Below are 11,786 nucleotides of genomic sequence, written 5' to 3' on the forward strand. Positions count from 1 at the left end.
TTCCCCGAGGAGGTCAACATATCACCGCTGAAGTACAGTGTGTCAAGCGGTGTTCAGCGGTCGATCGGGCGCCCCCGCTCGCCGCTCGCCCAGCTCGTGTCCGCCGCGTCCCCGACCCGCAAGGACAACGTGCCACCCCGCGTCACGAACGACGCCGGCACCCAGGACCGCTCGTGCGTCCACCCGTTCAACCGGGCGCCCTGCACGTACGGCTCGGTCCCCGAGGACCGGATGACGATCCGCTCGCCGCTCGACCGCCGGATGTCGACCGTGCTGAACGTCGGGCTGCCGATGAGCATCTCCGCTCGCCCGGGCGTCTGCGGGAACAGGCCGATCGAGGCGAAGACGTACCAGGCGCTCATGGTGCCGAGGTCGTCGTTGCCCGGCAGGCCGCCTGGGCCGGTCGAGTAGGCGTCGTCCACGACCTGCCGCACGGTCTCCTGCGTCTTCCAGGGCTTGCCGAGCGCGTTGTACATCCACGGCGTGTGGATGTCGGGCTCGTTCGTCGGGTCGAACTTCGTGGCGTCGCCACCGGTCACCGCGAACGCACCGGTGCTGTCGTGGAAGAAGTCGTCGAGCCGTGCGACCGTGGCGTCGTCACCGCCGAGCGCGCTCGACAGTCCCTGCACGTCCTGCGGCACGAGCCAGGTGTACTGCGCGCTGGTGCCCTGTGCGAATCCGGTGCCGGTCGAGGGCGACCAGTCGGGCGTCCACGATCCGTCGGCCTGACGAGCAGCCTGGTAGCCGACGGCGGCGTTGAAGGTGTTCTTCCAGTAGGTCCCCCGCTCCGCGAACATCCGGGCGTCCGACCGCAGCCCGAGGGAACCGGCCCAGTACCCGAGCGCGCTGTCGGAGATCGAGTCCTCGAGGGTCTCGGCCGCACCGCCCCAGCAGGAGCAGTCGTCGTTCGCCGCGTACTGCCGCTCCAGGTACTCGTCGAGTGCGGGCCGCTGCGCCAGGCACTGCCCCGGGCACCCGATGTCGCTCTCGGCGTCCGCGTTCTCGACCGTCGCCTGGCGCTTGAGCGAGGCGTAGGCAGCCCGGACGTCGAAGTTCCGGACGCCCATGGCGTACCAGGTGGCGAGCGTCGCGGCCGAGGGGTCGCCGGTCATCACGTGCGTCGGCGCTCCGAGGTGCAGCCACCGGTCCCACACGCCGCCGTTCTGCTCGGCGAACCGCAGCATCGACTGCGCCATGTCCCCGGCGACGTCCGGCCGCAGCAGGGCCAGCAGCTGGATCTGCGCCCGGTACTGGTCCCACCCGGAGTACGTGCCGTAGACGGCCCGGTGTCCGCGGTCCATCCGGTGCACCCGCAGGTCGGGCCCGAGGTAGCGCCCGTCACGGTCGTTCAGCGTGTTCGGCTGCATGAGTGCGTGGTAGACCGACGTGTACAGCTGGGTGGTCCGGTCAGCCGTGCCGCCACCGACGCGCAGGCGCGACAGTTCACGGTTCCAGGAGGCCCGTGTGCCGGCCGCCACGCTGGCGACGGTCGAGCGCCCGGTCACCTCGCCGTCACGGTTGGCGACCGCCCCGGCTGCGCTCACGTACGAGATGCCGATCTTCGCCTGCACCGTCGCTCCGCGACGCGCATCGAACCCGACCCACGCGCCGGAGCCGCGTCCGGCGCGGTCGGCGCCGGTCAGGTACCCCTCCCCACCGGAGGAGGACGTGCCTCCAGGCTGGACCGTGCCGTCCTTCCAGGTGCCGGTGCTCGCGAACGCCGTGTCGAAGGTCGCGGTGAAGTAGAGGCGGTAGTAGCTGCGGCGGTCCGGGTTGGTGGCGCCGCCGCCGTTCGCGCGGCGGCTGCAGAAGCCGCCGGTCAGGACGCTGCCGCTGACCGTGCGGGTGCGCGGGTCGACGCGGGTGGTCGCGGCCTCGCTGCCGTTGATCGAGTTCGACGTGCGGAAGAGCAGGTTCGCGTCCTTGCCGGCCGGGAACGTGAACGCGCCGACGCCGGCACGGGTGGTCACGGCCAGGTCGGTGCGGACGCCGTTGTCGAGCGTGACGCCGTAGCGGCCGGGGCTCGCGGACTCCTGGTCGTGGGAGTACCCGGCGGCGTAGACGGCGTCCTTCGAGTCGGCTGACGGCGAGGTCGTGACCGGGGTCGTGACCGGCATGATCGGCACGTCACCAGCAGCCCCGGGAGCACACCCGGCACCGTTCAGGTGCGTCAGGCTGAAGCCGCGCAGCCGGTTCACGTCGTACGAGTAGCCGTTCGCGACCGGGGTCGACGTCTGGTCGCCCGCGGTGCCCGTGGGGCTCCACTGCATCATGCCGAACGGCGCGGTGGCCCCGGGCCAGGTGTTGCCGTTGTTGCTCGTGCCGATGAAGGGGTCGACGTACCGCGCGGGATCGCTGACGGTGCGCCCGGCCTGCGTCGAGGGCGTGGCCACGGCCGGCGCGGCGACGATCGCCGTGCCCAGCAGTGCGGCGATCGTGGCCACCGCGGCGAGCGGGAGCGGACGGACGAGCGGGCGACGGTGCACGCGAGATCGGTTCACATCGGTGACGCTAGCCCCCTCGGACGGGGGACGCCGCCCGCGTCACCGAGCGCTCTCCCGCTGTTCACGTCGGGTTCGGCGTCGGGCCGGCGCCGTTCGGTCAGACAACCGTGCGCGCGGCGACCGCGTCGACGAAGGTGCGGACCCGCTGCCGGAACACCGGGTCGGTGGCGGTCCCGCGGACGGGCACGACGTGCAGCCGCCGGTCACCACGTCGCAGCGCCGGCCCGACGAACACCCCCTCGGCGACGTCCGGCGCGGTGGCCGACCAGAGCGTCGAGCGAGCGCCGTCCTCCGCGGTCCGGGCCATGCTGCGCGCGATCATGCCGCCGAGGCGCTGCGCGAGGGTCTCGGCCTGGTCGTTCATCCCCGTCGCCGCGATGCCGGGGTGTGCGATGACCGAGCGGACGTCCGAGCCGGCCGCGCGGAGCCGCTCACCGAGGTCGACCGCGAGCGCCGTCGCCGCCGTCTTCGAGTCGGTGTACACGGCGAGCTGCGAGTAGTCGCTCGGATCGTCGACCCCGCCCGGTGCGGGCACGCGGCGGGTGCGCTGCGACAGGTTCGACCCGACGAGCACGACCCGGGGCGACGGTCCGCCGAGCACCGGGAGCATCGCGTCGGCGAGCACGGCCGGCCCGACGACGTTGGTAGCCCAGGTGCGCTCGATGCCCTCGTCGGTCAACCCGAACGCGCCCAGCGTCGCGCCGGCGTTGTTGACGAGGGCGTCCACGACGATGCCGTCCGCCGCGAGCTGCCGGGCGAACGCCGTGACCGAGGCGACCGACGCGGTGTCGACGACCCGCGCCTCCAGGCCGACGGGCAGGACGCGAGCCGCCTTGTCGGGGTTGCGGACCGCAGCGATGACGCGTGCTCCGGCGGCTGCGAGTCGGGTCGCGACCACCAGCCCGAGTCCGCCGGTCGCGCCGGTGACCACCACGGTCCGGCCGTGCTGGTCGGGCATCGCGGACGGTTCCCACTCGAAGGTGCCCATTGGTCGTCTCCTGCTCACTCGTCGTGTGGAATCGGATGATCCATCCGGAACGGTAGCACAAGCGGATAGAGTGTCCGCATGACGATCGCGATGGCCCGACCCGAAGCGCTGCGCTCCGATGCGCAACGCAACCGGACCGCGCTGCTCGACGTCGCCCGGTCGTTCCTCGAGCGGGGCGAGCAGCCGCTCCTCAACGCCGTTGCACACGAGGCCGGTGTGGGTGTCGGGACCGCCTACCGGCACTTCCCGTCGCAGCAGCACCTGCTCGAGGCGCTCGCGATCGATGCGCTCGAGGACATGCTCGACCTCGTCCGTGTCGCCGTCGCGCTGCCCGACGCGGTGGACGCGCTCCGGGGGGTCGTGACGGCTGCGTTCCGGAGCATGGTCGACGACGCGGCCCTCGGCGACCTCCTGACGAACGGCGGGTTCTCGTGCGCTGACACCGCGGCGCTCGCGGGCGACCTGGTCGAGTCCGTCGACGCGTTGCTCGCACGGGCACGGGCCGAGGGGCTCGTGCGTGCCGACGTCGATGCGGACGACCTGCGACGGCTGCTGTGCGGGATGCGGGTGGCCGCCGTGGCGGGTGGCTCCCGGGTGCACGACCCCGAGCGCTACGTCGAGGTGCTGCTGGCGGGCCTCCGCCCGGCCTGACCACCACCCTCGCGCCCTGCGTGCCTCGCTGTCAGGATGGGCGCATGAGCGTCATGGTGTCCGTCTTCGATGCGTACCGGTCCCGCACGAGCGAGAAGTACACGGCCTACCCGCCGGACGTGCTCCCCATGTTCGTCGCCGAGATGGACAGCATGCTCGCCGAACCGATCCGCGACGCCCTGGTCACCGCGGTGACGAACGGCGACACCGGGTACGTCGGGCACGGACGGGCCCTGCCCGAGGCGTTCGCCGACTTCGCCGAGAGCCGGTGGGCATGGCGGGTCGACCCCGACCTGGTCCGCACCACCACGGACGTGTCGGTCGCGGCGGTCGAGGTGCTGCGCCGGGTCATCGAGCCGGGCGACCAGGTGGTCATCATGCCGCCCGTGTACCCGCCGTTCTGGGAGTACGTGTCCGAGGCCGGCGGCACCGTCACCGAGGTCCCGCTGCTCGCCCCCGCAGGCCCGGCCGACCCCTTCGACACCACGGCCGGCTGGCGGATGGACCTGGACGGCATCGCGCAGGCGTTCGCCGACGGAGCCCGCACGGTGCTGCTCTGCAACCCGCACAACCCCCTCGGCCTGGTGCACGACCGCGCGTCGCTCGTCGCACTCGCGAAGCTGGCCGCCGAGTGGGACGCCGTCGTGGTGTCCGACGAGATCCACGCGCCGCTCGTGCACGCCGACGCGGTGTTCACGCCGTTCCTGGAGTCCTGCCCCGAGGCCACGTCGCTCGGCGTCGCCCTGACGAGTGCGAGCAAGGCCTGGAACCTCGCCGGCACGAAGTGCGCGATGATGATCGGCGCCTCGGAGCGGGCCCGCGCCTGGTTCGACGGACTGCCGGCCGAGGTCGTCGAGCGCACCGGCATCCTCGGCTACACGGCGAGCGTGGCGGCCTTCAGCGAGGGCGGGCCGTGGCTGGCATCACTGCTCACCGAGCTCGCGGCGAACCGGCGCACCCTGGCCGAGCGGATCGGCGACGTGCTGCCCGGCGCCGAGTACCGGCAGCCGCAGGCGTCGTACCTGGCGTGGCTCGACCTGCGGGCGCTGCCGTGGGGCGACGACCCCGCAGCGGAGCTCGTCGACCGGGCGAAGGTGGCGCTCGGCTCCGGCCCGGCGTTCGGACGGCAGGGCCGGGGCTTCGCGCGGCTGAACTTCGGGTGCTCGGCGGAGACCCTCGACGAGGGGCTCAGCCGCCTCGCCGCAGCGGCCAGAGGCTGAGCCCGAGCTGCGTCGACCGGCGTGTGGCTGCCGCGAGACGCCGGCGTGTGCGTTCGACGCCCCGCAAGCGTCGAGACGCCGCGGGATTCGGCGGCGTCTCGACGCTTCGGCGGCGCCGGGGCAAGACGCCGGCGTGTGAGTGGAGAGAAGGGCGCAGCGCCTACTCGAACCGCTGCCAGGCCGGCTTGTTCGCGTACGTGTAGCGGTAGTAGTCGGCGAGCTGCAGCCCGGCAGCGGCCTCCTCGTCGACGACGACGGTCGCGTGCTCGTGCAGCTGCAGGGCCGAACCGGGCACGAAGGAGCTGAGCGGCCCCTCGATCGCAGCGGCGACGGCCGCGGCCTTCGACGGCCCCTGGGCGACGAGGACGAGCTCGCGGGCCTCGAGGATGGTGCCGAGCCCCTGCGTCATGCAGTGCGTCGGGACCTGCTCGGGCGAGTCGAAGAAGCGCGCGTTGGCGTCACGGGTCGACGGCGCGAGGGTCTTGATGCGGGTGCGCGAGGCGAACGACGAGGTCGGCTCGTTGAACCCGATGTGGCCGTTGGCCCCGATGCCGAGGATCTGCACGTCGATCCCGCCCGCGGCACGGATCGCGGCGTCGTACTCCTTGGCCGCGAACTCCAGGTCGGCGGCACGGCCGTCCGGCACCCGCACGCGCGAGGCGTCGAAGCCGAGCGGTGCCACGACGTCGCGGGCGATCACGGCCGCGTACGACTCTGGGTGCTCGAGCGGGATGCCGACGTACTCGTCGAGGGCGAACCCACGAGCCTCGGCGAACGAGATCTCGCCCGCCTGCACCCGGCGCTGCAGGTCGGTGTAGATGCCCTGCGGGCTGGATCCGGTGGCGAGACCGATGACGGCGGACGGCTTCTTGGCGACGACGGACGCGATCTTGGCCGCGGCGACGCGACCGACCTCGTCCGGCGTGGGCAGGATGATGATCTCCACACGGCAAGCCTACTGGTCATGACCAGTCTGCGACAGGGGTCGCATGGGTAGCGTGGAGGCATGCCGACCCCCGACTTCGTCCTGTCCCTGCGCGAGAAGATCGGCACGGCGCCGCTCTGGCTGTCGGGCGTGAGCGCCATCGTGACCCGCGGCTCCGGCGCCGATCGCGAACTGCTCGTGGTCCGGCGGGCCGACACGGGCGCGTACACCCCGGTCACCGGGATCGTCGACCCGGGCGAGGAACCCGCCGTCGCCGCCGAACGCGAGGTCCTGGAAGAAGCCGACGTCGTCGCCGTCGCCGAACGCCTGGCCTGGGTGCAGGTGCTGCCCGAGATGACCTACCCGAACGGCGACCGGTCGCAGTACCTCGACCTCGTCTTCGCCTGCCGGTACGTCTCCGGGACGCCGAACCCCGCCGACGGCGAGAACACCGAGGCGTTCTGGGCTCGGCTCGACGCCCTGCCCGACATGTCGGAGAACATGCGGGCACGCGTCGAGGCCGGGCTGGCCGACGAGCGCGAGGCGCGCTTCCAGCGCTGACCCCACCGGTCTGGAGGCGCGGTGCCAGGCCGCCACGAGCCTCCCGTCCGCCGTCGGTGCCGCCCACCCCGCCAAAGCGACAGAAGTCCGCGAAGCATCCGCGCCCATCTGTCGCTTTCGCGACGGTGAGCGCGGTCGCGAGCGCGATCTGTCGCTTTCGCGGGGGGGGGGGAGCTACGCGAGCGGCGCGACCGCCACGGGTGCGCCGAGCAGGCGCACGGCGACGGGGTCGCCGGTGGCCCGGCGGTCGCCGACCTCGTGCTGGACGGTCACGACGGTGTCGTCGTCCAGGCGGACGGTGGTGCGGCGGATCGACCCGAGGAAGCTCGAGGAGACGACGGTGCCGGTGATACCCTCCGGAGCGAAGGCGATGTCCTCCGGCCGGACGTAGGCGAGCACCGGCCCGTCCGGAGCCGAGGAGTCGAGCGCCGGCACCCGGAACCCGTACACGAAGACGTCGCCCCCGCGCAGGTCGCCCTGCAGCCGGTTCGACTGGCCGACGAAGTCCGCCGTGAACGCCGACGACGGGGTGCGGTAGAGCTCCTCGGGCGTGCCGACCTGCTCGATGTCGCCCGCCTGCATCACGGCAATCCGGTCGGAGACGGCGAGCGCCTCCTCTTGGTCGTGCGTCACGAACACGGTGGTGATGCCGAGGTCGCTCTGGATGCGGCGGATCTCGTCGCGCAGCGACACCCGGACCTTCGCATCGAGGGCCGACAGCGGCTCGTCGAGCAGGAGCACCCGGGGGCGGGTGACCAGGGCACGGGCCAGGGCGACGCGCTGCTGCTGCCCGCCGGAGAGCTGGTGCGGGTACCGCTCGGCGAACTCGCCGAGGCGGACCATGTCGAGGGCCTCGACCACGCGGCTCTTGCGCTCGGCGGCGGGGACCCGGCGCATCTCGAGGCCGAAGGCGACGTTCTGCCGGACCGTCATGTGCGGGAACAGCGAGTACTGCTGGAACACCATGCCGATGTCGCGCTTGTTGACCGGGGTGTCGGCGACGTCCTGGCCGTCGATGCGGATCGAGCCGGCGTCGATGGCCTCGAGGCCCGCGAGCGCGCGGAGGGCCGTCGTCTTGCCGCAACCGGACGGCCCGAGGAGCGAGACGAACTCCCCCGGCTCGACGCGGAGCGACAGTCCCGCGAGTGCACGGTGTGCGCCGTAGTGCTTCTCGACGGCGTGGAGTTCGACGACGGCACCGGTGGTGGCGAGGGACGCCGGGGCTGCCGGAGCGGTGACGGTCATGCGGACTCCTCGAGGCGGGGACGACGGGTGGTGCGGGTGCGGCGGACGCGGCCCGTGCGACGGGTCCCGATGCGGCCGATGAGGACGAGCAGCACGAAGCCGAACGCGAGCGCGGCGACCGAGAAGATCGCGGCGACGTACGGGTCGGTCCCCTGCACGAGCACGAGCCCGGTCTGGAACGTGCTGCGGGAGAGGAACGCGGCGAGGGTGTACTCGCCGAGGACCACGGTGATCGTGAGGAAGCACGCGGCGGTGATGCCCCGGCGCAGGTTCGGCAGGAGCACGCGCCAGGTGACGGTCCACCACGAGGCACCGAGCGACCGGGCCGCCTCGGACAGGACGATCAGGTCCGTCGCGGTGATGGCGGCGGCGATCGGGCGGAACGCGAACGGCAGCGTGATGATCCCGATCGCGAACGCCAGCGTCCAGGAGCCGGACCCGAAGACCTGCGAGACGACCTGGTACACGGGGATGAACCCGACGACGAGCACCACGACCGGCACGGTGATCGGCACGATGCAGACGAACTCCAGGACGCTCCGGAGCCTGGGGTAGCGGAGCGAGGTGATGATCTGGGCCGGCAGCAGCACGAGCAGCACGATCCCGACGGTGATCACGGCGATGAGCAGCGACGCCCCGAGCCCGTCGAACACCGGCTGGTAGGTGAACGCGTTGGCCGGGTCACCGATCGCCGCCCAGTGCGCGAAGGTGAGCCCGCCGTCGGTGCCCTGCCGGAAGGTGAACTGCAGCAGGGCGACCAGCGGCACGGCGAACAGGAGCCCGATCACGGTGAGCACGATCGCTGCCGCACCACGGGACGGGGCCGTGCCGAAGCGGCGGACGCGGGACGGGCCTCCGAGCCGAACCGGCTGCGCCGGGCGGGCCGGACGGACCGGGGCCGCCGCGCTCATCGCTGCCACCTCGCGGCACGGCGCTGCAGCAGCGAGTACGCGCCCATCACGACCGCCATCACGACGACCATGCCGAAGGCGAGCACCCCGGCGACGTTCTGCAGGCCGGCGAGCGTCTCGCTGGTGAGCTGCGTGCGGATCGTCAGCGGCACGATGCCGCCCTGCGAGATCAGGGCCGCGGCGGTGGCGAACGACGAGAAGCCGTTGGCGAAGAGCAGCAGGAGCGACCCCCAGAACGCCGGTGCCAGGACCGGCAACGCAATCCGGCGCCAGTACGTCAGGCGCGAGGCGCCGAGGGTCGCGGCGGCCTCGCCCCACTGGGCCTTGACGCCCTCGAGTGCGGGCATGAACGTGAGGACCATGAGCGGCACCTGGAAGTAGACGTAGGGGATCACGAGCCCGGGCACCGTGTACAGGAAGGCGCCGTCCGCGTTGAGGTCGACGTGGAAGACCGTGACCAACCACGTCGTGACGAGGCCCTGCACGCCGATCGTCGCGATGAACGCGAACGCGAGCATGACGCCACCGAACTGGGCGAGGACGCTCGCCGCCGAGTCGATCATCGACCGGACCAGCCCGTCCGGCCGCAGTGCCGAGAGCGCCCAGCAGACGACCGCGCCGAGCACGGCACCGATGACCGCGGAGGCGGCGGACAGGCCGAACGACCCGCCGAACGCCCGCAGCACGGACGGGTCGGCGAAGGCCGCGAGGTTCGCGAACGTGAACGCTCCGGAGGCGTCGAAGAAGCCGCTGCCGATCGCGATCACGGCGGGGACGGCGAGGAACAGCAGGACGTAGGCGGCGAAGGGCGTCAGCCCCAGCCAGGCGAGGCCGACGCGGCGCCGGACACGGGGTCCGGCGCCGCGGCGGACGGCATCGGCGGACGCTCGTGCGGACGTCGGGCGCACGGGGCTCGTCGCGCTCGTCGCCGGTGCGGCGTCGGTCGCGGCTGCGCCGCTCGCCGCGGGCGCGTCTGCCGATGCGGTGGTCATGCTGCTCAGGACCCCATCGTCGAGGACCACTTGGCCTTGAGCACCTTGGCGGCGTCGGCGACCTGCGCGTCGGTCAGCTCGACGTAGTCCTTCGGTGCGCCACCGGCGGCGTCGAGGGCGTCCTGGTCGACCTTGCCCGACTTCGTCAGCGCGGCGAGGGTGGACGGGAAGGCGCCGGCCTGCAGGTACAGGTTCTGGACCTCGGGGCTGGCGATGTACTCCTCCCACAGGCGGGCGGCCGCGGGGTGCGGGGCGTCCTTGTTGATGGCCTGCGAGTAGTACGAGCCGAGCGCCTGCCCCTTCGGGACGACGGTCTTCCAGTCCTTGTTGCCACTCGCGCCCGCCGCCGGGCCCCAGGCCAGGTTGTTGTACGACCACTGGACGACGACCGGGGTCTCACCCGAGGCGACGGTGGCCTGCGTCGGCAGCACGTTCTGGAAGTTGCCGGCCTGCTTGAGCTTGCCGAAGAAGTCGACGCCCTTGGTGATGTCGTCGGCCGAGCCGCCGTTCTCCAGCGCCGCCAGGTACACCGCGGACGCGGCCTGGTTCGCCTGCGTCGGGTCGCCGCCGATCGAGACCTTGCCCTTGTACTCGGAGCCGAGCAGGTCCGTCATGTCCTTCGGGGCGTCGGAGATCTTCGACGAGTCGTACCCGATCGACATCAGGCCGGTGTAGTCGCGCGTCCAGGCGCCGTCCTCGTCCTTCAGGTTCGTGGGGATGTCGTCCCAGTTCGCGACCTTGTAGTCGGCGAACAGGTCGAGGTTCTCCTGCAGCACGGCGTTGCCGAGGTCGAGCACGTCGGGGGCGGTGGACTGGCCCTTCTGCGACTTGACCGCGGCGACCTCGTCGGCGCTCGAGCCGTTCGGGTTCGCGGAGTTGATCTTGATGCCGTACTTCTTGGTGAAGCCGTCGATGATCTTGCCGTAGTTGGCCCACGTCGGCGGGAGCGTGATGACGTTGAGCTGGCCCTCGGCCTTGGCGGCCTTGACCAGGGCGTCCATGCCGCCGGCGGACTCGGCGCTGGTGGTGGTCTTCCAGTCGGCGTCGCCCTTGCTCGTGCTGGCGGAGCTCGTCGAGGAGCATCCGGCGAGGGTGACGACTGCGGCGGCGGCCAGGGCGATGCCGGCCAGGGTGCGCTTGTGCTGCACGGGTGGGCCTTTCGGGTGGGGGAAGGTGCTGCGGGGACCGGGTGTCCGGGTTCTGCTCGATCGTGGACGCGGCCGGTTTCCGGCCCGTGCTCCGGTGGTGAACGACGGCGGAACAGCGGGTGCGGCTGTACGCTTTGCTCGTTCTGGGCGCAGGGTCGCGCCCACACCAGGCCTGGAGGCACGGATGCGGTTCACGACGACGGTCCTGCAAGCGCGGAAGACGGCGACCGGACTCCCCGTCCCGGAGTCCGTCATCGAGGCGCTCGGATCCGGCAAGCGCCCCGCGGTGGTCGTCACGATCCACCGGGGCTACACCTACCGCTCCACCGTCGGGGTCATGGACGGGCAGTTCCTGGTGCCGCTGTCGGCCTCGCAACGTGCGGCCGCCGGGATCGCCGCCGGGGACACCGTCGAGGTCTCGCTCGAGGTCGACACCCTGCCCCGGACCGTCGACCTGCCGGAGGACCTGGCCGCCGCGCTGCAGGAGGCCGGCGTGCGTGCGGCGTTCGACACCCTGTCGAACTCGCGGCAGCGCGCACTCGCCGACCCGGTCACGCAGGCGAAGGCCCCGGAGACACGGGCCCGGCGGATCGAGAAGGCCGTGGAGTCCCTGCGGGGGTAGGGGTGCGGCGGCCAGGTCC

General features: G+C 72.2%; 11 protein-coding genes. 4 read left to right on the forward strand and 7 right to left on the reverse strand.

Annotated features, from left to right (window positions below; translation table 11 throughout):
- Positions 1-53 precede the first annotated feature (53 nt).
- Together DEJ06_RS08650 and DEJ06_RS08655 are read right to left on the reverse strand one after the other, a co-directional pair.
- Entirely contained in the window at positions 54-2,501 is a 2,448-nt protein-coding gene (locus tag DEJ06_RS08650; RefSeq protein ID WP_258372460.1) for a GH92 family glycosyl hydrolase, read from the reverse strand.
- A 100-nt stretch (positions 2,502-2,601) separates the two neighbouring features.
- A complete protein-coding gene (locus DEJ06_RS08655) occupies positions 2,602-3,492 on the reverse strand; it encodes an SDR family NAD(P)-dependent oxidoreductase (RefSeq protein ID WP_111039047.1) in 891 nt (296 codons plus the stop codon).
- A gap of 78 nt (positions 3,493-3,570) precedes the next feature.
- On the opposite strand from DEJ06_RS08655, the gene DEJ06_RS08660 reads away from it, so the two are divergent.
- Positions 3,571-4,143: a TetR/AcrR family transcriptional regulator gene (locus DEJ06_RS08660; RefSeq protein WP_111039048.1), complete on the forward strand. Its 573-nt coding sequence runs from the start codon at positions 3,571-3,573 to the stop codon at positions 4,141-4,143.
- A gap of 44 nt (positions 4,144-4,187) precedes the next feature.
- A complete protein-coding gene (locus tag DEJ06_RS08665) occupies positions 4,188-5,363 on the forward strand; it encodes a MalY/PatB family protein (RefSeq protein ID WP_111039049.1) in 1,176 nt (391 codons plus the stop codon).
- Positions 5,364-5,523: 160 nt separating this feature from the next.
- Here DEJ06_RS08665 and nagB read toward each other — a convergent pair whose 3' ends face one another.
- The gene (nagB, locus tag DEJ06_RS08670) at positions 5,524-6,309 is read right to left on the reverse strand and encodes a glucosamine-6-phosphate deaminase (RefSeq protein ID WP_110895274.1); all 786 of its coding nucleotides are present in this window, start codon (positions 6,307-6,309) and stop codon (positions 5,524-5,526) included.
- Positions 6,310-6,369: 60 nt separating this feature from the next.
- Here nagB and DEJ06_RS08675 point away from each other — a divergent pair, with 60 nt between their 5' ends.
- A complete protein-coding gene (locus DEJ06_RS08675; RefSeq protein ID WP_017888122.1) occupies positions 6,370-6,849 on the forward strand; it encodes an NUDIX domain-containing protein in 480 nt (159 codons plus the stop codon).
- 174 nt (positions 6,850-7,023) lie between these two features.
- Here the strand turns inward: DEJ06_RS08675 and DEJ06_RS08680 are convergent, their stop codons facing one another.
- The 4 genes from DEJ06_RS08680 to DEJ06_RS08695 are packed head-to-tail and all read right to left on the reverse strand — an operon-like array spanning position 7,024 to position 11,145.
- The gene (locus tag DEJ06_RS08680) at positions 7,024-8,094 is read right to left on the reverse strand and encodes an ABC transporter ATP-binding protein (RefSeq protein WP_111039050.1); all 1,071 of its coding nucleotides are present in this window, start codon (positions 8,092-8,094) and stop codon (positions 7,024-7,026) included.
- Positions 8,091-9,005 (reverse strand): ABC transporter permease, encoded by a 915-nt coding sequence (locus DEJ06_RS08685; protein WP_111039051.1) that lies wholly within the window; start codon positions 9,003-9,005, stop codon positions 8,091-8,093. Before DEJ06_RS08685 ends, DEJ06_RS08680 begins: the two co-directional genes overlap by 4 nt.
- Positions 9,002-9,997, reverse strand: coding sequence for an ABC transporter permease subunit (locus tag DEJ06_RS08690; RefSeq protein WP_258372461.1), 996 nt, complete (start codon positions 9,995-9,997; stop codon positions 9,002-9,004). Before DEJ06_RS08690 ends, DEJ06_RS08685 begins: the two co-directional genes overlap by 4 nt.
- Before the next feature lie 5 nt (positions 9,998-10,002).
- On the reverse strand, positions 10,003-11,145 hold the full coding sequence (locus tag DEJ06_RS08695; RefSeq protein WP_111029030.1) for an ABC transporter substrate-binding protein: 1,143 nt from the start codon (positions 11,143-11,145) through the stop codon (positions 10,003-10,005).
- Between the two features lie 184 nt (positions 11,146-11,329).
- On the opposite strand from DEJ06_RS08695, the gene DEJ06_RS08700 reads away from it, so the two are divergent.
- The gene (locus DEJ06_RS08700; protein ID WP_111039053.1) at positions 11,330-11,767 is read left to right on the forward strand and encodes a YdeI/OmpD-associated family protein; all 438 of its coding nucleotides are present in this window, start codon (positions 11,330-11,332) and stop codon (positions 11,765-11,767) included.
- Positions 11,768-11,786 lie beyond the last annotated feature (19 nt).

This window comes from Curtobacterium sp. MCLR17_051 (assembly GCF_003234395.1).
GTDB lineage: Bacteria > Actinomycetota > Actinomycetes > Actinomycetales > Microbacteriaceae > Curtobacterium > Curtobacterium flaccumfaciens.

Excerpts from the sequence above, each read along its gene's own strand:
- DEJ06_RS08655 (WP_111039047.1), bottom strand. The coding sequence starts at position 3,492 with ATGGGCACCTTCGAGTGGGAACCGTCCGCGATGCCCGACCAGCACGGC.
- DEJ06_RS08685 (WP_111039051.1), bottom strand. The coding sequence starts at position 9,005 with ATGAGCGCGGCGGCCCCGGTCCGTCCGGCCCGCCCGGCGCAGCCGGTT.
- DEJ06_RS08680 (WP_111039050.1), bottom strand. The coding sequence starts at position 8,094 with ATGACCGTCACCGCTCCGGCAGCCCCGGCGTCCCTCGCCACCACCGGT.
- DEJ06_RS08700 (WP_111039053.1), top strand. The coding sequence starts at position 11,330 with ATGCGGTTCACGACGACGGTCCTGCAAGCGCGGAAGACGGCGACCGGA.
- DEJ06_RS08660 (WP_111039048.1), top strand. The coding sequence starts at position 3,571 with ATGACGATCGCGATGGCCCGACCCGAAGCGCTGCGCTCCGATGCGCAA.
- DEJ06_RS08675 (WP_017888122.1), top strand. The coding sequence starts at position 6,370 with ATGCCGACCCCCGACTTCGTCCTGTCCCTGCGCGAGAAGATCGGCACG.
- DEJ06_RS08665 (WP_111039049.1), top strand. The coding sequence starts at position 4,188 with ATGAGCGTCATGGTGTCCGTCTTCGATGCGTACCGGTCCCGCACGAGC.
- DEJ06_RS08690 (WP_258372461.1), bottom strand. The coding sequence starts at position 9,997 with ATGACCACCGCATCGGCAGACGCGCCCGCGGCGAGCGGCGCAGCCGCG.